Below are 25892 nucleotides of genomic sequence, written 5' to 3'. Positions count from 1 at the left end.
AAGAAGCTCACTGCTGAGCTTTCAGCCAGGCGATTTCTTCGGCCCAGATATCGGGGTTCACCGTTTCCAGAATCAGCGGGATGTTATCAAAGCGCGCATCGCGCATGATGTAGCTGAACACCGTCTTGCCGATATTGCCTTCACCGAGGCTATGGTGGCGGTCAACGCGGCTGCCAAACTCGCTTTTGGCATCATTAAGATGCATGCCACGCAGGTAATTGAAGCCCACCACGCTCCCCAACTCTTGGAACGTCTTTTCGCAGTCCTCTTCCGTGCGTAAATCATAACCGGCGGCGAAGGTGTGGCAGGTATCTATGCACACGCCAACGCGGCTTTTATCTTCCACGCCGTCGATAATGGCCGCCAAGTGCTCAAACTTGAACCCCAGATTGCTACCCTGACCGGCGGTGTTCTCGATCACCGCCGTCACGCCCTGGGTTTGGTCCAGCACGATGTTGATCGATTCGGCAATGCGCGCCAGGCATTTATCCTCATCAATCTGCATCAAGTGGCTGCCCGGGTGGAAGTTCAGCAGCGTAAGCCCCAGTTGCTCACAACGCTGCATTTCATCAAGAAACGCCTCGCGGGATTTTTCCAGCGCATCTTCTACCGGGTGGCCAAGATTGATCAGGTAGCTGTCGTGAGGCAGGATCTGCCCTGGGCCGAAACCGTATTGTGCGCAGGCACGTTTAAACTTATCGATCACGTCGGCGGGCAGCGGAGCCGCTTTCCATTGACGCTGATTTTTGGTGAACAGGGCGAATGCGGTCGCCTCTAATTCATGTGCGCGGATCACCGCTTGATCCACGCCGCCTGAAGCGCTGACATGTGCACCGACAAACTTCATTTTCATTCTCCTGTGTTATCGCCATCATTATGGCATTGATACACACAGGATTGAATGGTGGGGCAAAACAAGAAGCGGGCCCGTAAGCGCGGGCCCGAGGGGAGGGGATTTACAGCAGGGTCTGAACCAGTTGGTTAATCGCGCCACCGCCGATAACCAGCCAGATAAACAGCAACGTCGCCAGCAGAATCGGTTTCATCCCTGCCTGGCGTACTGCGCTGATGTGGGTGGTCAGGCCCAGCGCCGCCATGGCCATCGCCAGCATCCAGGTGTCGGCGGTAATCAAGTGCTGAACCAGGGCCGCAGGGAGCAGGTTGAATGAGTTCAGCCCGGCAACGGCAATGAACAGCACGGCAAACCAGGGGATGGTAATGGCCGATTTCTCGCTTTTGTTACCCGCAGCACCGCGGCTGATATAGCCGGATAATAGCAGCAGGAACGGGGCCAGCATCATGACGCGGATCATTTTGGCGATCACCGCCGCGTTTTCGGCATCCGGGCCAATGGCATGGCCAGCTGCTACCACCTGAGCCACTTCATGAATCGTTGAGCCGATATAGATGCCGAAGGTTTCCTGGGTAAACGGCATCCACTGGAAATGCTCATTCAGGTGATATAGCCAAGGGTAGGCGAAGATCGCCAGGGTGCCGAACACCACCACGGTAGAGACGGCCACCGCGACTTTGCTGGAATCCGCCTTCAGAACCGGTTCTGTGGCCATCACCGCCGCGGCGCCGCAGATGCTGCTGCCTGCGCCGATCAGCATGGTGGTCTGGCTATCGAGGCCGAAAACTTTTTTACCCAGCCAACAGGCCAGCAGGAAGGTGCTGGTCAAGGTGAGGGCATCGATGATGATACCGCTGGCACCCACATCGGCAATTTGCTGAAAGGTCAAGCGGAAGCCGTAAAGGATAATCCCCAGGCGCAGCAGGCGCTGTTTGGCAAGCTGAACGCCGGTGTGGCACCGGGGCTGTAACCAGGGGTACAGCGTATTGCCGACCAGAATGCCAAACAGGATCGCCAGCGTCAGTGCACCTAGCCCCAAGCTAGCAACCCAGGGGATACTGCTGGCCCAGATCGCCAGTGCGGTTAACGCGCCGGTTAACAGTAAACCGGGTATCAGCCGTGGTAGCCCTAACAGTGGGAAACGTTGCTCGGGGTAAGTGTGGACGGTATCGCTTGCCATGATTCAATCCTCTTCTGAATTTCTTGCCAACTAGAGTAAAAGCTGGTCACCTAAAAGAGAAATTGATTATATGCTTATAATCTATCTGAATAAGTGGTCAATTCATTACGCTACCTTTTATGGGGAGCAGGCCGAATTCTGTAAACATGATAATCTTACTGGTATGATTATCGGTTTTATTACCGCGTATTCACAGACTATTGTTTTAATTTCAAAGGCTTTCTCGGCACATGGTGGCCGTGGCGGCTTTTTAGACTGAGACCCCTATGCATATCACCTTGCGTCAACTGGAAGTCTTTACCGAAGTGCTGAAAAGTGGCTCAACGACGCAGGCTTCGGTGGTATTGGCCTTGTCACAGTCAGCGGTCAGCGCGGCGTTGGCGGATCTGGAAGGGCAACTGAATGTGCTGTTATTTGATCGGGTAGGCAAACGATTGGTTATCAACGAGCACGGCCGTTTGCTGTATCCGAAAGCGCTGGCACTGTTGGAACAGGCCGGGGAAATAGAGCAGTTATTTCTGCACGATAACGGTGCGCTGCGCATCGCGGCCAGCAGTACCATTGGCAACTATATGCTGCCAGCGATGATCGCCCGTTACCGTAAGGATTTCCCGGCCACGCCGCTGGAGCTGAACGTGGGTAACAGCCAGGACGTGATTGTTGCCGTGGCGGATTTTCGCGTCGATCTCGGCCTGATTGAAGGGCCGTGTCATATGCCTGAATTGGTGACCCAGCCGTGGCTGGAGGATGAGTTGGTGGTATTTGCCGCCCCCGATAACCCCCTGGCTCGCCAGCCGTTGACCATGGCCGCGCTGGCGAGTGCGCCGTGGATCCTGCGTGAGCGCGGTTCTGGGACGCGAGAAGTGCTGGATCATCTGCTGCTGGCGCATTTGCCAAACTTTCAGCTGGTGATGGAACTGGGCAACTCCGAGGCGATTAAGCATGCGGTACGTCATGGCATTGGCATCAGTTGCCTGTCTCGCCGGGTGATCGAGGAACAGCTGACAAGTGGCGTGCTGGTGGAGTTGAAAATCCCGTTGCCGCCGTTGATTCGGACGCTGTATCTGATCCATCACCGTCAGAAGCATATTTCCAATGCTCTGCAACGCTTTTTGAGTTACTGCGTGCTGCCCGCGGAGGTTTGAAGCGGTCATGGCGATTAGCTCTGTTGCTAATAATTACCGTTGGATTATGAAGCTATCTTATATCAGCGCAATGTCACTAGTGTGCAGACGGGTATTTGTTACAATCCGCCCTCATTTTTTGACGAGCAGATAGGGTAAGAATGGCTCAGCAGGATATAAAAACAGCGGGGCAGCAAGCACCCGGATTACGCCGCGAACTGAAAGCGCGGCATTTAACCATGATTGCCATCGGCGGTTCTATTGGTACTGGCCTGTTTGTCGCCTCAGGTGCGACAGTTTCGCAGGCTGGCCCTGGCGGCGCATTGCTTTCCTACGCACTGATTGGCCTGATGGTTTACTTCCTCATGACCAGCCTGGGCGAACTTGCCGCGTTTATGCCGGTTTCCGGTTCGTTCTCGACCTACGGTGCCAAATACGTTGAGGAAGGTTTCGGTTTTGCACTGGGTTGGAACTACTGGTACAACTGGGCGGTGACCATCGCCGTTGACCTGGTGGCATCGCAGTTGGTGATGAACTACTGGTTCCCCGACACGCCCGGATGGATCTGGAGCGCGCTGTTCCTCGGCCTGATGTTCTTGCTGAACTACATCTCGGTCAAAGGTTTCGGCGAAGCGGAATACTGGTTCTCGCTGATCAAAGTGAGCACGGTGATTATTTTTATCGGCCTCGGCGTACTGATGATTTTCGGTATCCTGAAGGGCGGTGAAAACGCAGGCTGGCAAAACTGGACCATCGGCGATGCGCCGTTTGCCGGTGGTTTCTCGGCGATGATCGGTGTAGCGATGATTGTCGGTTTCTCTTTCCAGGGGACTGAACTGATCGGTATCGCAGCCGGTGAATCCGAGGATCCGGGCAAGAATATCCCGCGTGCGGTGCGTCAGGTGTTCTGGCGTATTCTGCTGTTCTATATCTTCGCGATTCTGATTATCAGCCTGATTATTCCTTATACCGATCCGAACCTGCTGCGTAACGATGTTAAAGACATCAGCGTGAGCCCGTTTACCTTGGTATTCCAGCATGCTGGCCTGCTGTCTGCGGCGGCGGTCATGAATGCGGTGATCCTGACGGCGGTGCTGTCTGCGGGTAACTCTGGGATGTATGCCTCAACGCGTATGCTGTTTACGTTGGCTTCGGAAGGCAAAGCGCCGCGTATTTTCGCCAAGCTGTCGAAAGGCGGCGTGCCGCGTAATGCGCTGTATGCCACCACCGTGGTGGCAGCGCTGTGTTTCCTCAGCTCAATGTTTGGCAATCAGTCGGTTTATCTGTGGTTGCTGAATACCTCTGGGATGACCGGTTTTATCGCCTGGCTGGGGATTGCCATCAGCCACTATCGTTTCCGCCGTGGCTACGTGATGCAGGGGTATGATTTGAACGATCTGCCGTACCGTTCCGGCTTCTTCCCGCTTGGGCCGATTTTCGCCTTCGTCCTGTGCCTGATTATTACGCTGGGGCAGAACTATCAGGCATTCCTGGAAGATAAGATTGACTGGTACGGCGTGACCGCAACCTACATTGGTATTCCGCTGTTCCTGATCATCTGGTTCGGTTACAAGCTAAAGCGCGGCACCCGCGTAGTGAAATACAGCGAAATGGAATTCCCGAAGTGGGATTCGAAGTAAGACAGTAAAACATTTGTTATTTAACGATATTGTTTTATTCGATAATTGAAGGGGCCACCAATAGGGCCCCCATTTGGTTTGGCATCAAAAAGGGGATAGGTTCAATACTGTTTTCTCCTACGAGAGTATTAAATGTGACTTAGGGTGGCTCCCGAAACACGGGGCCACCCCGAGGGGCATAATGTATACTCTATCTGCCATTGCAATCATCGTCGGTCGATAGGCGACAAAAAATTTGGGTGTTCTTCAGCGCACATAATCAAGTCATTGCTTCGAACTCTAGATACCCTACACCCGCTCTGGCAATATACTTGGGTAATGTTTGGCGATGATATCGTTCATCTTGTCCATCAACGCCGGTTTCTTAAATGTCAGGTGCGCTGATCCCTTCATAAAGTATTTTATCGAAAAATACTCATCCTCATAAACCTGCGCTCTCTGCCGATGGGCGCTGATATGATCATACAGCCGAGCGGTGACATCCCTCCGATTATCCGGTATCGCTTTGCCCTCCAACAGGAACAACATCCGTTCAAGATCGGCCAATTGATCCCGCCGGTAACTGTGATTTAGCGTAAATCCCCATTGGTTATAACTCACCAAACTGTTGACGATCACCTTCTTGCCAAATTTACAAGGATGATTCGACTTGTAATCCCAAGATAGCGACTTGAAGACGTTGATCACTCCTCGCTCAAATACTTCATCTTTGCTCTGATGCAGGTGCTCAAAGGTACTGAGTATGTTGGCTTCGCTGATAGCAGGAATAGTCTCTCTCTCCAGGTTTCTGTACCACTGGTCACGAGCCTGAGCGTCCATCAAGCTCAGCATTCCTGACTTCTTCATCAGATCCCGCCATATATCGCGATCAAGATTGCGGGTGATCACCGGCATGGCCGTTTCTGCTTTTTCCATCAGCCAGCAACCGCAGCGGAAGTCTTGTTTCATAGCCCAGTCTCTTGCTACTCCGCCGCCAATACTGTTTGTGATGGCCGAGATATCCTCAAGCTGGTGAATAAGGGCTTCAATCTGCGCCAACGCGGCATTACGCCCCGTGACGATACGTTCAATGCTGGTAGAACAAATCACTTCGGTGTGACCGGTTAAAACTTCAGGTTCAATGACAGTATTCAATGTGGTTGGCATCGCTGAGTTCCTTAGAAAAAAATGCCCGCGTTATCGCAGGCAGGGTTAAAGGTTGGGGAGTGTGAGTGCTTACGGCTTAAACCAGGTTGGGCAGTGTTGTCTGATAAACAGCGATATAGATGTGGCCAAAGCTACCTAACGTATCGGCATCGCAGGTAAAACCGGCGTGCTGCACGGTGACGCAATGCTGACGGCGTTGATCGAGTTCACCAGACCGCAGGCAGGCCTCCAACTGTTCGATCAGCACCGGGAAAGCGGCATCCAGCGTTTTAAGAGCATCAGGGGAGAACGTACCGACAAAACCGGCACGGTCAGCCAGAAAATGCAGGTGATTACCCTGCTGGACCAACCGGGCTCCAAGGCGTGGCGTGATAGCAGATTGCAGGCCCCAGACAGGCGACGGAGTGCTGTCATTGCTGGCGGCATTGGATTGGGTTTCCTTCATCGTCAAAATTCCTTGAACTTGAAAAAGTAAAACGCCAGCGATGAGGCTGGCGTGTTGTTGGATTAGTGAGGTAAGTGAAAGGCTGTCAGGTGAGGCGTCGAATGACAGGGCTGCGCAAGCCCAGCGCACTGCGGGCACGTAACATATCGCCACCGTTCAAGGTTGGGTCCTGTGCCATCAGACTGAAACCGGGGCGATCAATGCGTACAAGGTCAAATTTCTCCACCAGTTCATTGACGGTTTCCCGTACCGTGATGCCATGCTCAATCTGTTGGGCAATGGCCTGGTCGTCGTGATAGGGCGTATCGTTGAGTTCCAGACCGTAACAGTGAGCCAACAACCAGGTCAGCAGTTGCTGGTATTCGATTCGTGCTTGATTGGCGCTGGGCGTGATGCGGGGTATTTTATCGAGGGTTTTCATACGGGCAGTTCCTTAAGAAAGTGGGGAAACCGGTAACTGACAGTGGTGGGTCAACCAGTGAGCGACCTTGCGCCAGTGATTCACAGGGATATCAGATTCAATCGTCCAGGTGTTCGGGCATTGCGTATTGGCCAGCAACAGCGTAGCCATCACCAGCCACTGGTAGGGATAGCCTCGCGTATCGCAGCGGATCAGTGCATAGGGTGTTTGGCGCTGGTAGAGAATGAACGGATCGCCTGCTTGATGGGTAATCCGCTCACCGTTAAAGCTGATCATGCCCAATCCCATCAGGCTGTCGTCGAATCGATACAGGCGGTTGCCAGTGTATTCACAGATAACCGGCGCGGTGGTTAAACCCAGCGTGTCGGGGTGTTGACACAGTTGCTGGTAAGCGGTGGTGATCGCCTGGCATAAGGCTTGCCAGTCCTGCGATGTCACGTTGCCATGTTGCAGAAAATGAAAGACGCCGGGCACGGGTGATGCGCTCCTATTCATGAGCTAATGTCCTTGTAAAGTAGAGAGATAATGCGAAGGCGAAACTTGAAGGGTATTACCAGTCGAAGGTGGTAAAGCCGGGCAACACCTCACCCAAGGCATCAATATGCAGGTAGCTCAGTTGATGGCGTTTCATCAGCGTGGTGACCAGTCGGCGACAAGCTTTGGAGAGCCCCAGCCGTTTGAGTTGCAATACCGGGTGGGTCCACGCATCCAATCTCAGCAGATAACCGGTGCCCGAAAAGGAAATCCATTCTCCGTCGCTGAACTCATCCTGACAATGTGAGATCCGATACAGCACTGCATTGTCCTCCTCGCTGATATGTGCCGAACTGCATTGCAGACCAAAACGTAAAATCGGCGTTGTTACCATTATTGGTTCGCCTCCTTTATTACTCCCCGTTGCGGGTAACGGCGTTGATGATGTGCCAATACCTTTTCACGCCATTCTGGGGATTGCGCCGGAACCATTGTCAAATAGCGCTTTGGGCACGAGTAATAGTAAGGTTGCATCGACTCATCCATCGGTTTATATCCCCACTCCCCTTTGGAACCTTGTAGCAGGTCACAGCCGATAAAGGTACGAGTCTCCCCTGTCGGAGCTTTGGGGGTCAGTTGGACAACAGACCAGAGCACATTGCCACGCAGGGTATAGGTGAGGGTTTCACGCCAGTAGCGTTCTGATTCGCTGCGTTGGGTCAGTTCAGCGATCAGTTCACGGCGGGATTGTTGGGAGAAATACCAGCCCATTGGGATACTCCTTGAAAAATGAGATTGGGGAAATGAGAAAGATTGCTATCAGCCAGGCAACCAGCCGCGTTCGGTGAAGGAGACGATATCAAGCCCTCCCACAATCAGATGGTCCAATACCCTCACATCAACCAGTGCCAGCGCGTTGACCAGCCTGTCGGTGACCTGCCGGTCAGCCTGGCTGGGCTCAGCCTCCCCAGACGGGTGATTATGCGAAAGAATGACGGCTGCTGCGTTATGGCGAAGTACCGCCTTCACCACTTCACGGGGATGGACTTCCGTGCTTCTGATACTGCCGGTGAACAACGTTTCACTCGCCAGCAAGCGATGCTGATTGTCGAGATACAACACGATAAATACTTCACGTTCTTGTCCTGCGAATTGCAAACGTAACCAGTCGCGTGCGGTGTTGGTGGAGGTAAATAAGGCTCCTGGTTCGCGCAGGTGTTTTTCCAGCAATGACAGAGCACGTTTCACCGTGCGCTGCGCCGTTAACGGCAGTGCGGTTGATGCCAGCAATGTTGAAGTGGTCATATCGGTGTTCTCAGTCAATCAGGGCGAAAATGGCGCGGCTGTCGGGATGGTGCAACGCGTATTCCCGTAACCGGTAGAAATGGTCGGTCATGGCTTCGCTCTCGGTGCGGCAGGCGTGGTGGCTGTAGGCTATCAGGCAGGCAGTAATCCCGGCGGCCTCAGCCCCCATCTCGGCACCGTTACCATTCATGCTGTTAAACAGTGACCACCGCTCATCGCCTTCTGGAGCCATAAAGGCCCCACCATTGCTCAGTGTGTAAAAATCCCAGGAACCCCCGTAGTAATCGGCACACAGGCGATCCAGCCAACCAAAGACATGAGCCTCCAGAATGAGCCATTGCGGTATGCTGCCGAAGTGCTGCGGCCAGAAACGAGAGCGCTGATGGGGTGGCACCACAGTGGCGGTGAGGGTAGAACTGTTTGAGCAGGTTGAGGTTGTCGTCATGCTGGTGTGAACTCCGTGCAGGTTAGTGAGGACATAAAACAAAACAGGCCCACCGGAGAACCGGGGACCTGAAGTGTGGTGGTGTGGAAAATATTTCCCTGGTGTTAACGCAAAAGGTTCAATGTGTCGCCAGCCATGGGCGATAGCTGAATGGGCATCCCCGAGGGCTTAATAGACCGGGTAGACCGCAGTGACTTTTCCTTTAGAGGTGAACGTAACGGTGTTTTTCTCCAGTTTGACGGCAAAGTTCCTGTCATCACAGGTGCCACTGTCAATCGCCTGGTAGGTTTTGTTTGCCTTGTTGACCAGATAGAAGCTGCCTGCCGGGCAACTGGCACCGGCATCTTGCTGTATCACCGCGTTATTGCCTTTTTCGACAACAATCTTGTCGCTGACACCCACATTGCCTGAGTAAGAATAGGTTCGATATTCGTTACCGGTATTCTTCCAGTGTTCAACCTCTGCCAGATTGACCTTGGCCGTGGCCGTGCTCGAAAATACCCATGAGAGGCCGATAAGTAATACGCTGATTTTACGCATGATATTCTCCATTGATAAATTACGTGTATGACTATTCATCCAGGCAGTTGAAAACCCAGTGGATGTTTTACTTTCAGTGAAATAACAATCGCTTCCCTGTATCGGGAGGCGTGGGCTATTCGCGTTGAGAGAACACGCGTTGAATCAGTGCATCGGTCATACCACCTATAAGCAGCGTGGTAACAAACAATGCGCCAGTCCGTCCGACCCACACAGCCTGTGGGGAACAGGCGTCTTTACGCATTTGTTCAGCCATGGCACGCTGAGCCTGATAGACGGTAAACAAGGTGGTAATAATCCCCGTGGCTGTCGCGAGGTGACGAAATACAGACATGGCAGCTCCCTCTTTAACGCGATATCGTGATGTCTATTGACCCGATTCGGATGCGGTCAACGCCTTGATATATTGAAAATGCGGTAACGCAGTGATGAACTTCTCTTCGCTGATGATGTTATTGATGGCCTCCTTTTTGACGAACGTGCTGATGGTCAGCGTGATATCGCTCAGGTGGTGCATGTCAAACACCTGAATGATGTTGTTGATGGCAGCACACAGATACCAATCCCCGGCAAAATAAATCAGTTTGTAGGGCTCTGCGGCTGCGTGCTTCAGGCCTTCGTAAACAAAGCGGATAATCCGGTTCTCCACAATCGCCTGGGTAATGACATAAAATCCGCCAAATAACGACGGCAACCGCTTCGGGGGCGCGTTATAGACGATGTAGGGCGAGTCCCGCTCTCTGTTGAGCAACACGGACAACAGCTTTCTGTCCAGTGCGGGAAAGAACTGCTTCACGTCAGTAATGCGGGCAAACTGGATGATGTCCCTGTCGGTACGAAAGGGGCGTTGCGAGTCAGCCAGCCGATAGCAGCCCTCATGGTAATCCATATCCAGACCGACCAGACGCGTGTTGAAATCCCGGTCCAGTGTACGCAATGAGACATTGAACTCCCGTGCCAACGCAGCCACGGAGAGGGATTCGCCATTGAAGAGCCGACTGATGATGGAGGCCAACCGGTAGGCGAGCCTGTCATGGCGACGTTCCTGTGCGGACATAATTATTCCCTGAGTGAAAGGTTCCCCTGCACGACCGTACAGGGGCGCGGGTTATTGTTGTGCGAGGTGTTTCTGGCGCAGGTAAGCCACGATAATGCAGGCCGGTACGGTGACCCGATAAGCCGGGCCCGTGATATCGGCAATCAGCCAGGCGGAGCTCAGCGTCAAACCGATGGGCCCGGCCAATACAGCCAGCGCCCGTTGTGCAGCAAACAGGGCACCTATGGTGGCAATCCCGCCGAGAGTATTGATGACGCTGATGGCCGCCAGTGTAGCCAATTCCAGCGCTGCGACTCCCGAGGTGCGAATGGCGGCTTGCAACGCCATCAACACCAGTTGAGGTGTGGGCTTGGAGAGATTGAGCTGCATGTCATGAGATAACTGCTGCAACTCCTCTTCGGTCATTTCTGCCAGGCTTTTCTCCATCACTTTCAACAACATGTTCAGCTCGATAGTTTCAATGGAGCTGTCCTTGCTGAAGTTGACCTTGAGCTTTTTACACACATCTGTCAGCAACTCCCGGTAGAGCACGCCTTTGTTGCGTCGAGTCAGTGTCGCCAGACTGTTGGCGCCAAAGGCTTGGAGTTCAGCCCCGATGGCCGTCCAATACTTCTGGTGGTCGGGGTAAAACAGGGTGTATTCCGGGGTGCTGGTCAGGCTTTCGGACCAGCGCTTTTTGCCATCTTTGGTATCGTGGGTGAGCACAGAGACCAGTGCGCCCAGGTCGTCGTTGGAGCACTGCCCTAAAAATGTCAGGTCGGGGTCGATGCGGTAGGTCGCCATGGTATTTCTCCTGTGTTGGCCGTAGGTCGTGAACTGGCGACTACTGTAACGGAGAGGTCTGACAGGGTATGGCGGTCAAAACGGTGATTTTCCTGACATCGAGGGTAGAAATTGGACAGGGTGTGACGCGGCAGGTAAGGAAAAACCGGCTCAGGCCTTATGCAAAAAGGCGGCGCAGGCCAATGCTCCTGCTGACCGTACTGCCAGATAATCCAGACCGCCGCTGACCACGCCACTCAGCAGTGGCACAAGATGGCTCACGTGGGCTGCCGGGAGACGGCCAGCCAGTCGAGTGGTCACAAGTGTGGCGGTTTTTTCAGTCACCTGTTCAAGGGAGCGCGTTGACATCTGTTGGAACAAACAGGCGGCATAAGCCTGCAAGGCGTCTTTAGCGACAGTACCGCCGAGACAGAGATAAGCCAGATGGCGGGTACGCACGTCGTGAACATCATGCCCAGCCAGCAAAGCGATGGCTGCAATCAACCTGAACTGTAGCAACAGTGGCCCAACCAGGCTGGCGGGGAGCGTGACGGGAAGTGTCACCAGGCCCCCTACACCCAGCATAAATCCGCTGGTGGCCGCCTTGGCGGCTTCCCAGCGGACCAGACTCAGGGCGGCGCTTTGTGGGGTTGAAAAGGTGTTACGGTACTGCTCTGCCAACTGATGGGCGGAGCTGATGCCGGGACCGCCTTGTAGGGCTTTGGCGTATAAGGCATCCAGCCAGCGGGATAACGGTGAAAGAGAGGGTGTCTCATCCTGCATATTACAACCTGCTTCATTGAGTGGAAAACACACGCCACGCTTAATGCTGTGGCGTAATTCCCTTCAGTGATATAGGTGTGAAAATGTGTTGATTAGATATAACATGAGCATCTTGAATAAAACTTTTATGCAAATTCAATTAGTGGCGTGTCGATGCTTCGTTATAACACGTTGAAAAAATATTACTTAAGAGTGCGATAAAAATGACTTTTTCAAGAAGGCAAAATAACGCTCAAACATCAACAACCCTTTACATACATGCATTTTTTACGTTATAAAAAATTGCCGTCATTAGACGGCTTAATGATGGCAACACCTACACTGTGCACTTGTATAAAAAGACCGCCCCATAAAACCGTTTACTCTTCACCCCTCATCGAGCTGTATAAAAAACTTAAAAGACCCTCATCAAAATCGTGCTTTTAAAACAACAATATTACCGCCATGAATTTATAAAAATCACTTCCTGGCAAAGGCATTATTGATGAGTGATGTTATCATCTCGTTAATTTTCTTGCCTTCCTCTTTGGCTAGAGAATCTAATTTCATTTTCACTTCTGAATCTAGATATGTGTTTAATGCGACTTTGTGAGTCAACCCGTCTCGATATTTTTTCTGCCCCCACGCTTTGCTCATTTGCATGAAGAAAATCCTCTTGGTGTCAAAATGCACACTCCATGTATCAAATAATGCGTATGTGGCATTATAATAATCTTTTGATGATAATGGTTTTATGTAATAGTTGTGGATTTTAGTCGACACATACTCCCATGCCCACAAACATTGAGGGTTATCATTTTCATTGAGCCAGTGAAAAGGATCGCGCATATTAAATATAACACTCCACTGCTGCTTGAGATCAAGTAGATATTTTGATTTTGCGGAATAACTGTTTGGCCACAAGTCAAAAAAGTCGATAATTGAATTAAATCTTTCCTGATGGCTCGATGGAAGCAGGTTAAGTTTGAGTTGTGAGTATAGGTATAGCATAGATGCTGATGGGGTGTTATCTGGTTCTCCTTGAGCATATGAAGGAATTCTCCTTTCATAGTCAGGTTCTTTGTAGTTAGATAGTCTTTCAACTGTGACAGTGCACACTTGATACCATATCCAATAGCATGCCCTGGGATTATCCTTTATCCATTCAAAGGCACTTTCAGGAATTACTTCATCCACACAAGCCCTCTGAATACCTGCAATGAATTCCTCTCTCTTTTTTTTATCAGAAATATTATTCTTTATTGAAGAATTGATGGCATTGCTATAATGCACTAAATTAGTACGTTCTGTATTCGGGAAGTGAAAACCTTGATTAGTTAATATATTCACACACAGTCTGGCTTCCCGCCAGTTTCTTATCTTAACAACAGTGTCATTGCTATTGGCAACCTCTTTATTGTCGTTATTAACAGCCATCCCAACTCCTTGATGTTTTCATGTATGTTAAATTATCACTACGTAGAGAATTTGTCGTTTTTTTACATTACTCTTGAGTAATTGTAAAGTGGTTTTTGACGTGTTTTTGGCGTAAGCTGGTGGGTTTATTGACAGGTTTTTGTTATTTTTATGTCGCCAGATTATTATACTAATTATTTTAAATCAGTTAGTTAAGATTTTATTTTTAGAGTTTTAATTTATTTTTACACGATTTTAAACAACCAAAGGTACACCTAGCTTAGTGGTTTACCACGGGCACCCAGCGTCTCATTTGTTTGACAGGTGTGGGCTTGCTCTAGTGCTGTTTTCTGGCGACTTATGAGTATGGTGTTTAAGATGGATAACAGAAATTGAAGCCTCTTTTTTAAAAAGTGATGCACTATGCTGGGGGACTATGAATCTGCGACTAGAAATGAATGTCTATGGCGGTTTGGCGATACATGTGTATTTTTTTACCTGGATGACTGATGTGATAGAGAACTTTGTGGCGCACTGACATAAATCAACATGCCAATTGACGTTACCGCAGTCCGTTCTCCATTCACTCATCACCATGGAGAAAAATAACATGCCATCCCCTATCAAAAGTCTGCTGAATGACCAGTTTGTCGATATGGCATTTATCGTCGCCCATACCGGCATGACGGATAAATGGTTTTATAAATTGATTGCGCTTGGGCGCTTTCCACCTGCCATCAAATTTGGTCGTCGTTCACGCTGGCTGAAAAGTGAAGTGTTAGCCTGGGAAGTGGAAAGAATAAGAGAGTCACGCCCGGACTATATTCCTCCAGACTATCAAGAGTTGTCTGTTGTCGGCCTGTAATCATCAACCTCACCTTCTGTTGTTTCCAACCCCGCATTCTCGTTAATATTTCCAGCAAGAAAGTACACTAACTTACCATGCTGATTATTTTTTGTTTCCTCTTGCCATAGGGTAAAGGATATTGCTAAAGGCTATCCATTGGCCCTAAGTGATAGTGTGGTTATTTAGGGATTCTATATTATTGAATTAATATTGAATTAATGTTGATTGAGTTACGCCATTGGATTGGTAATTACATTAACGCCATTGGATTAACATTGACTCACTCATTCAACCCATCCAATTACACCTTGAGCGAATGAAACCGTCAGGCTGAGTCAAGTTATTAAGCCAGAGTTAAACGCAATCAGAGCGTGAAGTACCTTGCGAATTAAACCAGCCTTAACCGCTAGCCAATGGCTGTAGATTCAATCTGCACTGCCTGCCTATGTAAACCGTCGTCAGAATAGCCTATCGCCTTATAACGCAGAGTGACTGGCGATGTTTTTAATACACAACCTTTCCCTGTTTCAGCAATAATGCAGAGTCCTTAGTGACTCTGCTTGTGTTTTCATCACTCATCACTATTGAGATAAATAAACATGACCATGAATTATGAAACATATCTGACACTGTCGACCAGTATCAATGAAGAACCGGCATCGGCTATACAGGTCACCCACGATGGCAATTATCTTGAAGAACTGCTTTATCTCTTCAGAGACATACAATATATCGCCAAATCAGACCGTGATGAATTCAGCGCGCAGTACACTCCATCGGCCCGTTACGCCTCATTAAAACCTACCGCAACAGGAAAGCGGATATTACTCGCGCTGAAGCGATTGCTGTCAGTGAATGCGGCAAACGACGAGCGACGCGAGTTTCATCCCACCTTGAGGTTATTCCAGCGACTGGCGGGGCAGCACAACATTCAACAGCATCTGACCATGACAGATAGCACGCCAGAAGCGATAACACCGTTGGCAGAGCGCTTGAATACCTTTGTTCGACAATTCAGGTCTGGGCTGAAGACGCCGTCACACAAGCGGCAATCTAGTCAATACCAACGTGCAGCCAGAAAGAATCTGTGCGGCGCCCTTCGGTACACTGATGCCCTGTTTGAACAGCACGCCCGACTGCTGGCTCTCCGGGTTGACCTGTCTTACCGCAATGATACCAAAGCGACCATAACCGCCGAATTGGCCCACCAGCATCGTCAGCGTTTCTTCAAGAACCTGCAGGCACACCGACTGTTTCAAGCCTGTGTGGGCTATATCTGGAAGCTTGAATACGGACGTTACAAAGGGTTCCACTATCACCTGCTGGTGTTTTATGACGGAACCTTGGTTCGGCAGGATGTGACTCTTGCACGACTGCTGGGTGAATACTGGCGTGATGTCATTACCGCAGGCGCAGGGCATTACTTCAACTGCAATGCCGACAAGGCACGTTATCACTTTCCGGGGATAGGTTTGCTTCACTATACAGATGCTCCCCGACGCCAAGGCTTGAACATCGCGGTCCGCTACCTGTGCAAAGTCGATACCTACGCCCGCCTGGCATTACCCAACGGTGCCCGGTCCTTCGGGCGAGGGGAGATGGTTCAACCCTCAGCCGTTCGCCGTGGGCGTCCCCGTGCACGATAAACCGGTTTCAGCATCTTCAGCGGCCAATCTATCACTCACCTCACTGTCGTTTAGTTAATTTTTATCTCCCGTCACAGGGATATGAGAAACAGCCTCTCTCTTCCGGTGCGCTGCTGAGCTGGTGTTGCCCAGGCACCTATAAACCACTCAGCACGCACATTCACGATAAATCAGCCCCGCAGCTCCCCTGCAAGCATTACCCACGAGAGTTCCATGAAAAAACAACCTCAACAACGTGTTAAACCCGATGCCTATCATGCCCATTTGCAACTCGCCACGTCCTGGCTTCAAACGCAGGAGTTTGGTTCTGAAACCGTCGTAGCCACCCGCGGCTACGACACCCTGAGTGACCTTCACGGTCGGCTTCAGGCATTGCAAATCCTGGTGGAACATGTGCCAATGGTGTCAATGGCAACCACTGCCCCACGTGGTCTGTTAAACCCCGTTGATACCTTCAGATACGGCTTGCGATTAACAACGCCGGGACAAGCCGCGTTGTTGGCGGAAAATCTGCCACCTTATCGGGTGTTACACCCGACACTGGACCGTTTCATCCAGAAAGCAAGGCAACACCACGACAGCTATCGGCAGAACAAAGGCAACGGTGCCATTTATCACCAGAGCACCACTGAGCAAACCCGTTGGCTGGCGGGCTTGGTCGACGACTTTCGGGAAAGCCTTGAGACCGTGCTGCATCCCTATCAGGTGCAGCACTTCCTGATGCAAAATGAACCCTATCGACAGAAAGCGCGGCGCGTTGTCGACGCACTGCTGCGTCGATACCCATCGCTGATGATGGTGGGGCTGGACCTCCACTACACCCAAGCAGTCACATACGACATTTCACCAGAGCAGGTTCGCCAACACCGTCGTCAGTTACTGGCCATACTGCACAGCCATCCGCACTTTCGTCACTGCGTAGGCTATGTCTGGACACTTCAGCATGGCCCGGTCAAAGGGTTCAGCTATCAGTTGCTGTGTTTTTTCAACGCCATGCAGGTGGCCCCCCAGGCCCGCATCGGTGTGGATATCGGCACCTGCTGGCAGACGGTCACCCAGAACGCTGGCCAATCCTTCTGCTGGAAAGACCTTCAGGACGATTACGCCTACCCGGGATTCATGATGCTTTATCAGAGCGATACGGCAGCACCAGCGAAGCTCTACCGGATAATCGCCTACATGGCCCAAACAGACGCCTACGCCAGCCTGACCCTGCCCAACTCATGGCGTACCTTTGGCAGTGCACGGGTCATGCAACAGTGACGACGAGACCCATCAACAGTGAACACTGTCCGTGCCGTGACGGTGTCCGTATCCACTGATTGCTGATGAACATACACGCGGGATTGCCTGTAGTGGCAATCCCTTACTGGCAGCCTGCACAGCCATCTCTGGGTATTTTTTTACAACGCTGCGCCATCTGATGACAGGGTGTCCTCCATTCACGGTAACAAACCCGTCTGAATCATCGTGCCCGCCTCGTTACTGAGCCCTGAACGCAGTCCATTCCCCCCACTTTCATCTATAGCACCGCGGCACATTACCCACGTCCATGACAACAGGACGCTGAGGCTATACGCCTTTCTGGAGCCTTTCATGTTGATGCAATTTACTAAAATCACAACCGGTTGTACCGAGGATGGTTGCACCGTGTCAGCGGACGACCTGTCACTCAATCCCCAGGCCCGTTATCACTGTATTAGTTGCGGCAATCCGCTGCGGCTGCACTTGACGCATAAGGCAGGCCGATACTTTGAACATGACCTGGAGCAGAGTGCAACAGAGACACTGGAGACCTGTGCGTTTTTGCTGTCACCGTCAAACCCACCTCCCGTCAAGCCGCTCACCCCCTTTGCGCAAGCATTGCAGGAAAACATACAACGCGGCAATGACACCTTGGGTTTGCCAGGGCTACAGCATTACTTCTGTGCGATGTGTGAGCGTGACTACCACGGTAAAAAGTGCTGCCTGTATTGCGACGATACCCATTACACCACCGAAATCAGTAACCGGGACGCTGAAATGGTTGCCATCGGCACGGCCCCGCTAAGCCTTTCCGTTGCAGAGCAGAATCGGTATTTCGAACACCTGACGCTATCGACTTTAATTCCAGTTGCAGAACAGGGTGCCACTCACCCCGGTGTCACTCACGACCTGGACCGCCTGACCGAGCCCTATCTACTGCTACAAAACGTGTTGTCAGCCATGGCGGCAACGCCATTGACTCCCACAATGGCTCTCTCGATATGCAGCCGCCTCTCCCGGGTGGGGGAGGCGGTGGACGAAGGACGCAGGCTCCATCCCACTCTGCAACGGTGCGCAGCGCTTATCGGGCAATATCAGGAGGACGCCATGAACAACGAAACCGTATGCATGAACCTGATACGCAGCCTGCTGGGTGGCCACAAAGCCAAGACACATCAGCAGATGCTGACGCATTGGCTACGCGAGGGATACCAGCACCGGTCTCTGGCCTGTCAGTGGCTGACCGGGCTCAGTGTGCGCTATCCGTCTTTCGTCATGGTCGGGCTTGAACTTGCCTATCAGCAGAGCGATACGCAGTTGGCACGTCTTCCCCAGGATTTTCCGCATTTTCTGGACGGCCTCCCTTCACAAGACGGGCTGACGCACATTAAGGGCGTTTTCTGGCACCGGGAATACGGCAGGGTCAAGGGGCACTTCGCGCAGTTGCTGGTTTTCTTTCCTGCCGACCAACCGGATACGGGCCCGGCCCTGGCAAAACAGTTAGGCGAATACTGGCAGCAGACGGTGACACAGGGGCGTGGAAGGTATGTGGCTAATGATGTCGAACAGAAAGTTTACCGCTATCCGGGCTGCCTGTCGGTGTTGCCGCAACGTAAAGATACCCTTGATGAGGTCAAATGGGCTTTAACGGCCATGACCGAAATGGATTTCTGCGCAAGGCTGGCGTTGCCGGAAGGTGAATCTGTGTGCGGTGCGGCCAATTTTGAGAAAATAGACGACCGGTTGGAATGATGCAGGGTGGAGACTCATACCGTCCAGGGCTGACGAACGTCGTCAGCAATCTAGGTCAGGCAGGATGAGGTTGTGGTGGGTAAATTGATTTCCGCTTTTTGTTGACCGTTGATAAAGTTATCAACGAAGAATGGAAAGGAGCCCAGCATGGCCGAACGCATTGATTACCACCTTGAAAAATACCGCTTCGCGGAAATCGACGAAACGCCGCGTATCACACGTCAATGGGCTGAGGTTATCGAAGAGTGCCGTCAGGTTAGGGCTGGAAGTGCCGAACGTCTGCGTATCGCCTTGCTGAATGTGGATTATGTCACCAGCTTTGAACTGCCTTTTCGTTTGCTGCTGGTGCGTGCCCCGCAACTGATTGCCGGGCTGCGTGATGAACTGCCACTCAGTCAGAAAAACGTCGTGTTTAACGGCAAGCGTTTTGGCTGTGTTTACAGCGTGAAATCTGATTTAAATCAGATACCGGAAGAGTTTCACTACCGTCTGTCAACCCGCATTCGCCGGGAAGGATCGTCAGGCGAGAGCGCTGCGCCTTATCGGGAGATTGCCAGGGAAATTAGAATGCCGCGTGAGCGGCTTAAGCAGGCGCTGGAGAGCGGACTGGCAGTGACGGCGCTGGATGGTCTGTTCTGGTTCGGTATGCAGCGGATCGCCGCTGACGTGGCAGTGCTCAGAAAAAAGGGGATGCGTATTGCAACCGCTGAGGTACCCATCTGGGACAGCCTCACCGCCACCCTCCGCCCGGTACCGGTCTACCGCTGTGCCCAATCAGGTTTGCATCCTGAAAATTGTCACCAGGATGTGTAACGCTGACAACAATGAATCCCAGCGCCAGGAAAAAACACCACCGCATCCATTGTGCGTTGTTCAACAGGGTCAATCACATTCAGTTTCTTCACGCCCACGCCATTAATTTTTTCGGCGTTGGCGTTTATAGCAAACAGAAAAAGCAGTTTGGGGGCAGACAGTTTTTTCAATGGCATGCCGAAGAACTCCAGCGGAGAGAACCCGTGTTTACTGAAGAAGATCCCCCCTTTGATGGAGAGCGTCAATCTATCCCGGTTTTCATGTTGAAAGAGGCTGTTTGTAAAATTAGACCATTGTTCCCGCTATGGCAATGTTGCATGGGGGGGCGTCAACGGCCAGTATTAAATCGATACCATCACCCACGGTACAGGGTTTTTAACTCCACCCATTGCAGGCAGCGTACACGGTGGACAACGACCTTTGAACGTGAGGCACCATCAGCACAAAGATCCGGCACCAGCAATTACAGGCGAGCGGCACGGTACTGGCAACAGCGTGAATACCGCCAGACCGTTGAGGTCTGGATCGCGTTGATAGGAAAGGTGGCACTGTGCCAGGAGTGCAGGCATACCCCCGTATCCCCGGCAAACCGCAATGACATGGGCGTCAGCAATTGTCCCGCCTCATTATAGTTGCTTTCCAGTAACGCTTTGGCGGCATATACCGTACTGGTCGACGCGTTGGCGCTGAAGCCTTGCGTCCACTCTTCCTGCGTCACCTGTTCATTCTGCCAGTCCATGGGTTTCAGGGTTTCAAGGAAATAGGTCAGCCTGAATAAATCACTTTGCAGTTCCAGCACACCGCTGGTGGAGCGATACAGGTAATCGAGCTTGTGACTCAGTTTGGCGGCAAAGCCGTATTTTTTGCCTTGCATCAATAACCAGGCGATGTCCGAGGCCACGCATTTGGGGAAACGTTTCTGCTTCTGGGCGGAAGCCAACCACTGCATCAGAAACAGGCGCTGCTGCAGGTCAGACAACGCACGGCCTTGCTGCTGGGCCAGGCGGAGTGCGACCAGACCACACCAGGCAAAGCGAGCCAGTTCGGGTAAAATATCTTGGGAAACGCTATCTGAACGCAAATCATACTCCAAAGTCGTCAAAACAAGATGTTCAGCCTATTGTTCAGTAAGAGGGTGGGGGGCTTTCATGAGCACCGGATGCGGGCAGTGCCATTTTTTACACACCTGCACAATAAAATGCAATGCATGCTCGGGGTATGAGGTTTCTGATGGGGAAAGGCTGTGTTGCATGTGTCGCCAAATGAGATGAGGAGAACAGGAAAATTCAATGTGTCGGGAGGCAGTAAACAGCAGCCAACTTCAACTTAAAAAAGCAGAATACATTCATATGGTGAATGTATTTGTGTGTGATAGACGCTTTTTAAAATCATGCCATCTCCCTTGTCCCTGAGCGTCCTTATAAAAAATATCGGGCAATAAAGACCCCTTTCAATCGTGGTGAATTGCTCGCTGAACAACCGAGGGTTCCGTGCTAACCCACGTCGGATAAGCGTTGGCGGCGCTGAGGTGGGAAATTCTTAATAATCATCGCAATGAGAGAGGTCGCACGAATGCCTTTTTGAAATATTTTGTTACATTGCGGGGTTTCACTAATCTGATTAAGGTTTCTACACTGCCTGCGGTAAGTTTTATCTGGATACGTTCTTTATTCAGATAAAGCTTATTTACACAGCGCTCTGCCATTATCCGGTAAGGAATGGGCTGGCTTGTGACCCTCTTTTTCGTCCGCATCCGATGATGTGAAAAGGAAGTTTTTGTCTGGCAGGGTTAGCCATTCTTATTGATTTCTCCAGGGCAGACCGTTCTTTATTGTCTTAATTGAACAGGGAGACCCATGTCCAAATCCTACCAAAATGAAGTCCCCAAAGCCCGAGTTAATATCCGATTAGACCTGCATACCGGTGGCGCACAGAAACAAGTCGAGCTGCCGCTCAAATTGCTGGCGATGGGGGATTACAGCAATGGGCAAGAACAGCGTCCGTTGTCTGAGCGTGAAAAAATCAATATCAATAAAAATAACTTCGATAGCGTGCTGGCCGAATTCAACCCCAAGCTCGCCCTCTCCGTGCCTGACACCCTGTCCGACGACCTGAGCGACACCACCGTCAACCTCAGCTTCAGCGCCATGAAAGACTTCGAACCCGAGCAGGTGGCGCGTCAAATCCCGCAACTGCGCGCCATGCTGGCGATGCGCAATCTGCTACGCGACCTCAAATCCAACCTGCTGGACAACGCCACTTTCCGCCGCGAATTCGAAATCATCCTGAAGGATGAGGCGCTCAGCGACGAACTGCGCACGGAACTGGAAATACTGGCACTCGAAAACTGTTAATCGCCCGGGATAAGGAAAAGACCCATGTCTGGACAGGAAGAAGCATTGCAGGAAAGAACGGCACAACGTCAGAGCCCTACCACCACCGTGCTGGAAAAAAACGCTCCGGCGCCGCACAGCGTTTATGCGTCGCTGTTTGAAAAAATCAACCTTAACCCGGTCTCCCAGCTTAACGGCATTGAGGCTTTTCAGGACGGCGATGCCCTAGCGGACGTCTCGGCCGATGAGCGTGTGACCGCTGCCGTCAGCGTCTTTTTAGACCTGCTGAAGCAGTCGGCGCAGAAAGTTGAGAAGCTCGACAAGAACCTGCTGGACAGCCACATCGCCGCGCTGGATGAAAAAATCAGCCGCCAACTGGACGCGGTGATGCATCACCCGGAGTTCCAGAAAGTGGAATCCCTGTGGCGTGGCCTGAAATCGCTGGTGAATAAAACCGATTTTCGCCAGAACGTGAAGCTGGAACTGCTCGACATTGCCAAAGACGACCTGCGTCAGGACTTTGAAGACAGCCCGGAAATCATCCAGAGCGGCCTGTACCGCCATACCTATATTGCGGAATACGACACCCCCGGCGGTGAGCCGATTGGGGCGGTGATTTCCAACTACGAGTTTGATGCCAGCGCCCAAGACGTGGCATTGCTGCGCAACCTCTCCAAAGTGGCCGCTGCCGCCCATATGCCGTTTATCGGTGCCGTTGGTCCGGCGTTCTTCCTCAAAAACTCGATGGAAGAAGTGGCCGCTATCAAAGATATCGGCAACTACTTTGACCGCGCCGAATACATCAAGTGGAAATCCTTCCGTGACACCGACGATGCGCGCTATATCGGCCTGACGATGCCGCGCGTGCTGGGCCGCCTGCCGTATGGCCCGGATACTGTGCCAGTACGCAGCTTCAACTATGTGGAAGAAGTGACCGGCCCGGACCACGATAAATACCTGTGGACCAATGCATCGTTCGCCTTTGCCGCCAACATGGTGAAAAGCTTTATCGACAATGGCTGGTGCGTACAGATCCGCGGCCCGCAGGCCGGTGGTGCAGTGACCGATCTGCCAATCCACCTGTACGATCTGGGCACCGGTAATCAGGTGAAGATCCCGTCTGAGGTGATGATCCCGGAAACGCGTGAGTTTGAATTCGCCAACCTCGGTTTCATTCCGCTGTCGTACTACAAAAACCGCGACTATGCCTGCTTCTTCTCCGCCAACTCGGCGCAGAAACCGGCGCTGTATGACACCGCAGATGCCACGGCCAACAGCCGCATCAACTCACGCCTGCCGTACATCTTCCTGCTGTCGCGTATTGCTCACCACCTGAAGCTTATTCAGCGCGAGAACATCGGCACCACCAAAGATCGCCGCCTGCTGGAGCTGGAGCTGAACACCTGGGTGCGCAGCCTGGTGACCGAGATGACCGATCCGGGTGATGACCTGCAGGCCTCTCACCCGCTGCGTGATGCCAAGGTGACGGTGGAAGACATCGAAGACAACCCGGGCTTCTTCCGCGTCAAGCTGTACGCGGTGCCACACTTCCAGGTCGAAGGGCTGGATGTGGGCCTGTCCCTGGTGTCGCAGATGCCGAAAGCGAAGGCCTGACAGTCACCTCTTTGTCCCGGTGTTGTCGCCCATTGAGCAGCAACGCCGTGGATGATGCACCGAGTCGTATGCAAGGAATGTTGATGAAGATTTACCGTCCATTATGGAGTGAAGGGGCTTTTTTGGCTCCGCAACAGTTTCAGCAGCAGGCACAGTGGGAAGCGTTCAGTACCGATCGTGTGGCGCGTATTCCGGTGGTGCACCCTTGGGGCGTGCTGGTCTGCCAGTTTGATGAGCAGGCGCTGAACGTTGAGCGCCTCAACCTGGAACATCTGGTGGTTCGCCTGCCGGATGGCACCCTGATCGATAGCCAGGTTGCCGACACCTTGCCACCGGCCTGCTCGCTGGCTGCGCTGGCGGGGCGCGAGTCTGCCACCGTGGTGCTTGCCTTGCCATTATTGAGTGCCGGGGGCAGCAATGTGGATGCCACTGGGCACAGTGAACGCCCGCTGCGTTACCGGCAGGAGTGGGCCAACGTACAGGATATGCTGGGTGAGGCGCGCACGGAAATGGCGGTGCTGCGTCATGCCTTGACACTGCGCTTTGACCATGAAGAGAACGGCGAATACCTGACGCTGCCGCTGGCACGGCTGGTGCGCGATAGCCAGGGGCAATGGCGTCTGGACAGCCAGTTTGTGCCACCGCTGCTGGCGTTTTCCGCCAGTCCGTTACTGATTGAGCAACTGACACAACTGGCTTTGCAACTCGGCGCCAAGCGCCGTCGGCTGATGGGCATGCGCCGTGAAAGCAATCAGCGCATGGCCGATTTTGCCGTGGCGGATGTGTCGCTGTTCTGGTTGCTCAATGCGCTCAACAGCCATGAGCCGGTGCTCAATGACCTGCTGGCCCACCCGGAGCAACACCCAGAACTGATCTACCGTGAACTGGCCCGCCTGGCGGGCAGCCTGATGACGTTTTCGTTGGAGCACGATATCGATGCCATTCCGGCCTACGATCATCGCGCGCCGGGTCACGTTTTTCTCCCGTTGTTTGCGCTATTGAGCCTGCTGCTGGAAGCCAGCCTGCCGTCACGGGTGCTGACCATCGATCTGACCCGCGAAGGCGGGTTCTGGAAAGGGGCTCTGCACGATGCCCGCCTGCGGGAAGAGGCTGACTTCTATCTGTCGGTACGTTCTTCCGTACCGGCCCATCAGTTGCAAACCCAGTTTCCGCTGCTGTGTAAAGCGGGCAGCCCGGACGAGGTGGCCGAGATCGTCAACGTGGCGATCAGCGGTGTGCCTTTGGTGGCGTTGAGTCATGTACCCGCCGCCATCCCGCTGCGGCTGGAGAACCAGTACTTTGCCCTGACGCTCGATAACGATGCGGCCCGTGCCATGCTGGCGGCCGGGGCCTGCGCGTTTTACGTGCCGGGAACCTTGGGTGATGTGCAACTTGAACTGTTTGCGGTGCTGCGTTCATGACCACGATAGCGATAGACGGGGTGTTACATGACACCTGGCGTACGGTCTGCCAATTGCGTAACGGCTGGCAAGCCGAGGATGGCCGAGGGCTGTACCGCACTGCCTGTGTACAGGTGGATGAGGCCCGTGCCGCGCTGACTGCGGCGGGGCTCAGTGCTGCTGATATTGACCATATCCTGTATGCGCAATGCGCCTTGCTGGATGGTGCGGTGATGAGCCGTAAAGTACAGGACGCCGGTTACCGTGAATGGCTGAACTCACCGTTGCAAACCCGCTACTTCAATACGTTGGGGGCAGGCGAACTGCTGTGGGAGCGTATTCGCGGCGTGCTGCGTCAACCGGCACCGAACGTGGCAGTGTTGACCTGTTTTCATCGGGTACTGCTGTTGGGATTCAGTGGCCAGTACCGGGATGAGGATGCGCCGGACAGAGAGGCGATGCTGGCGACGCTTGAGCGGCTAGTGCCGCCGTTTACCTTGCCGCAGCCGACGCCGATGGTGGTCAAGCCCCGTGGCCGCAGGTATCGGCGCGGTGCACGTTCCCTGTGGTGGCGCGCGTTGTTGGCCGTTGTGGCACTGGCGGGGCTGTGGTGGGGATTGCACCTGAGCCTGCAACAGTGGGTGCAGCAGACGCTGTCGTGAGGATGTTCTA

The 25892-nt window shown here is 52.6% G+C and carries 29 protein-coding genes and 1 pseudogene; 12 read left to right on the top strand and 18 right to left on the bottom strand.

Translation table 11 applies throughout. The annotated features are described in order from the left end of the window. Positions 1-7: 7 nt before the first annotated feature. Both nfo and BMI79_RS07520 read right to left on the bottom strand, forming a co-directional pair. Positions 8-847 carry a deoxyribonuclease IV gene (gene nfo / locus BMI79_RS07525; protein ID WP_076941514.1) on the bottom strand — a complete coding sequence of 280 codons (840 nt, stop codon included), beginning with the start codon at positions 845-847 and terminating at the stop codon, positions 8-10. Positions 848-956: 109 nt separating this feature from the next. After that, positions 957-2033 (bottom strand): YeiH family putative sulfate export transporter, encoded by a 1077-nt coding sequence (locus tag BMI79_RS07520; RefSeq protein WP_076941513.1) that lies wholly within the window; start codon positions 2031-2033, stop codon positions 957-959. Positions 2034-2299: 266 nt separating this feature from the next. Here BMI79_RS07520 and yieE point away from each other — a divergent pair, with 266 nt between their 5' ends. Both yieE and BMI79_RS07505 read left to right on the top strand, forming a co-directional pair. Next, positions 2300-3178, top strand: a complete 879-nt coding sequence (yieE, locus tag BMI79_RS07510; protein ID WP_076941511.1) for a DNA-binding transcriptional regulator YeiE — start codon at positions 2300-2302, stop codon at positions 3176-3178. A gap of 140 nt (positions 3179-3318) precedes the next feature. Beyond that, positions 3319-4797, top strand: coding sequence for an amino acid permease (locus BMI79_RS07505; RefSeq protein ID WP_076941510.1), 1479 nt, complete (start codon positions 3319-3321; stop codon positions 4795-4797). Between the two features lie 288 nt (positions 4798-5085). Here BMI79_RS07505 and BMI79_RS07500 read toward each other — a convergent pair whose 3' ends face one another. From BMI79_RS07500 to BMI79_RS07435, 14 genes are all read right to left on the bottom strand, one after another. Beyond that, positions 5086-5943 (bottom strand): DUF4942 domain-containing protein, encoded by an 858-nt coding sequence (locus BMI79_RS07500; protein ID WP_076941509.1) that lies wholly within the window; start codon positions 5941-5943, stop codon positions 5086-5088. Positions 5944-6019: 76 nt separating this feature from the next. Beyond that, a complete protein-coding gene (locus tag BMI79_RS07495; RefSeq protein WP_076941508.1) occupies positions 6020-6388 on the bottom strand; it encodes a type IV toxin-antitoxin system YeeU family antitoxin in 369 nt (122 codons plus the stop codon). 85 nt (positions 6389-6473) lie between these two features. Beyond that, positions 6474-6809 (bottom strand): TA system toxin CbtA family protein, encoded by a 336-nt coding sequence (locus tag BMI79_RS07490; protein ID WP_076941507.1) that lies wholly within the window; start codon positions 6807-6809, stop codon positions 6474-6476. Positions 6810-6821: 12 nt separating this feature from the next. Further along, positions 6822-7304 carry a hypothetical protein gene (locus BMI79_RS07485; protein ID WP_076941506.1) on the bottom strand — a complete coding sequence of 161 codons (483 nt, stop codon included), beginning with the start codon at positions 7302-7304 and terminating at the stop codon, positions 6822-6824. 55 nt (positions 7305-7359) lie between these two features. Then, positions 7360-7677: a DUF5983 family protein gene (locus BMI79_RS07480; protein ID WP_076941505.1), complete on the bottom strand. Its 318-nt coding sequence runs from the start codon at positions 7675-7677 to the stop codon at positions 7360-7362. Further along, positions 7677-8054, bottom strand: a complete 378-nt coding sequence (locus BMI79_RS07475; RefSeq protein ID WP_076941504.1) for a hypothetical protein — start codon at positions 8052-8054, stop codon at positions 7677-7679. Before BMI79_RS07475 ends, BMI79_RS07480 begins: the two co-directional genes overlap by 1 nt. A gap of 48 nt (positions 8055-8102) precedes the next feature. Then, on the bottom strand, positions 8103-8588 hold the full coding sequence (radC, locus tag BMI79_RS07470; protein WP_076941503.1) for a RadC family protein: 486 nt from the start codon (positions 8586-8588) through the stop codon (positions 8103-8105). 10 nt (positions 8589-8598) lie between these two features. After that, positions 8599-9033, bottom strand: coding sequence for an antirestriction protein (locus BMI79_RS07465; RefSeq protein WP_076941502.1), 435 nt, complete (start codon positions 9031-9033; stop codon positions 8599-8601). 168 nt (positions 9034-9201) lie between these two features. Beyond that, positions 9202-9573, bottom strand: a complete 372-nt coding sequence (locus BMI79_RS07460; RefSeq protein WP_076941501.1) for a hypothetical protein — start codon at positions 9571-9573, stop codon at positions 9202-9204. Positions 9574-9688: 115 nt separating this feature from the next. Next, entirely contained in the window at positions 9689-9907 is a 219-nt protein-coding gene (locus BMI79_RS07455) for a hypothetical protein (protein WP_076941500.1), read from the bottom strand. Between the two features lie 33 nt (positions 9908-9940). Continuing rightward, entirely contained in the window at positions 9941-10630 is a 690-nt protein-coding gene (locus BMI79_RS07450) for a helix-turn-helix transcriptional regulator (protein ID WP_076941499.1), read from the bottom strand. A gap of 51 nt (positions 10631-10681) precedes the next feature. Next, positions 10682-11413 carry a YaaW family protein gene (locus BMI79_RS07445; protein WP_076941498.1) on the bottom strand — a complete coding sequence of 244 codons (732 nt, stop codon included), beginning with the start codon at positions 11411-11413 and terminating at the stop codon, positions 10682-10684. Positions 11414-11563: 150 nt separating this feature from the next. Continuing rightward, positions 11564-12175, bottom strand: a complete 612-nt coding sequence (locus BMI79_RS07440; protein ID WP_076941497.1) for an EcsC family protein — start codon at positions 12173-12175, stop codon at positions 11564-11566. Between the two features lie 459 nt (positions 12176-12634). Then, positions 12635-13591, bottom strand: coding sequence for a hypothetical protein (locus tag BMI79_RS07435; protein WP_076941496.1), 957 nt, complete (start codon positions 13589-13591; stop codon positions 12635-12637). A 589-nt stretch (positions 13592-14180) separates the two neighbouring features. On the opposite strand from BMI79_RS07435, the gene BMI79_RS07430 reads away from it, so the two are divergent. The 6 genes and pseudogenes from BMI79_RS07430 to BMI79_RS07410 all read left to right on the top strand — a co-directional run bounded on the left by BMI79_RS07430 (position 14181) and on the right by BMI79_RS07410 (position 19873). Beyond that, entirely contained in the window at positions 14181-14435 is a 255-nt protein-coding gene (locus tag BMI79_RS07430) for a helix-turn-helix transcriptional regulator (RefSeq protein ID WP_076941495.1), read from the top strand. Positions 14436-15016: 581 nt separating this feature from the next. Continuing rightward, complete coding sequence (locus BMI79_RS07425) at positions 15017-16063, top strand: YagK/YfjJ domain-containing protein (RefSeq protein WP_076941494.1); 1047 nt, start codon at positions 15017-15019, stop codon at positions 16061-16063. Positions 16064-16276: 213 nt separating this feature from the next. Further along, the gene (locus BMI79_RS07420; RefSeq protein ID WP_076941493.1) at positions 16277-17326 is read left to right on the top strand and encodes a YagK/YfjJ domain-containing protein; all 1050 of its coding nucleotides are present in this window, start codon (positions 16277-16279) and stop codon (positions 17324-17326) included. A 333-nt stretch (positions 17327-17659) separates the two neighbouring features. Continuing rightward, positions 17660-17860: pseudogene (locus BMI79_RS24685) on the top strand (DUF7828 domain-containing protein); the annotation flags it as partial. A gap of 9 nt (positions 17861-17869) precedes the next feature. Continuing rightward, positions 17870-19060, top strand: coding sequence for a putative zinc ribbon protein (locus BMI79_RS07415; RefSeq protein WP_482822391.1), 1191 nt, complete (start codon positions 17870-17872; stop codon positions 19058-19060). 147 nt (positions 19061-19207) lie between these two features. Next, positions 19208-19873, top strand: a complete 666-nt coding sequence (locus BMI79_RS07410) for an ECs1377 family protein (RefSeq protein ID WP_076941491.1) — start codon at positions 19208-19210, stop codon at positions 19871-19873. On the opposite strand, the gene BMI79_RS07405 is transcribed toward BMI79_RS07410, so the two are convergent. Continuing rightward, entirely contained in the window at positions 19858-20049 is a 192-nt protein-coding gene (locus BMI79_RS07405; RefSeq protein ID WP_076941490.1) for a hypothetical protein, read from the bottom strand. The two genes, BMI79_RS07410 and BMI79_RS07405, sit on opposite strands and share 16 nt — an antisense overlap. A gap of 287 nt (positions 20050-20336) precedes the next feature. Then, positions 20337-20954, bottom strand: a complete 618-nt coding sequence (locus tag BMI79_RS07400; RefSeq protein WP_244157317.1) for a DUF2913 family protein — start codon at positions 20952-20954, stop codon at positions 20337-20339. Between the two features lie 775 nt (positions 20955-21729). Here BMI79_RS07400 and tssB point away from each other — a divergent pair. The 4 genes from tssB to tssL all read left to right on the top strand — a co-directional run bounded on the left by tssB (position 21730) and on the right by tssL (position 25882). After that, the gene (gene tssB, locus BMI79_RS07395; protein ID WP_076941489.1) at positions 21730-22227 is read left to right on the top strand and encodes a type VI secretion system contractile sheath small subunit; all 498 of its coding nucleotides are present in this window, start codon (positions 21730-21732) and stop codon (positions 22225-22227) included. A gap of 24 nt (positions 22228-22251) precedes the next feature. Next, on the top strand, positions 22252-23820 hold the full coding sequence (gene tssC, locus BMI79_RS07390) for a type VI secretion system contractile sheath large subunit (protein WP_076941488.1): 1569 nt from the start codon (positions 22252-22254) through the stop codon (positions 23818-23820). Between the two features lie 83 nt (positions 23821-23903). Further along, positions 23904-25241 carry a type VI secretion system baseplate subunit TssK gene (gene tssK, locus BMI79_RS07385; protein WP_076941487.1) on the top strand — a complete coding sequence of 446 codons (1338 nt, stop codon included), beginning with the start codon at positions 23904-23906 and terminating at the stop codon, positions 25239-25241. Continuing rightward, entirely contained in the window at positions 25238-25882 is a 645-nt protein-coding gene (tssL, locus tag BMI79_RS07380; protein WP_076941486.1) for a type VI secretion system protein TssL, short form, read from the top strand. The genes tssK and tssL overlap by 4 nt, the downstream gene beginning before the upstream one ends. The last annotated feature ends 10 nt before the right edge of the window (positions 25883-25892 follow it).

Origin of the sequence: Serratia oryzae (assembly GCF_001976145.1) — a bacterium.
GTDB lineage: Bacteria > Pseudomonadota > Gammaproteobacteria > Enterobacterales > Enterobacteriaceae > Chania > Chania oryzae.
The sequence above is the reverse complement of the archived record's forward strand: the minus strand, read 5'-3'. Positions and strand labels throughout refer to the sequence as shown.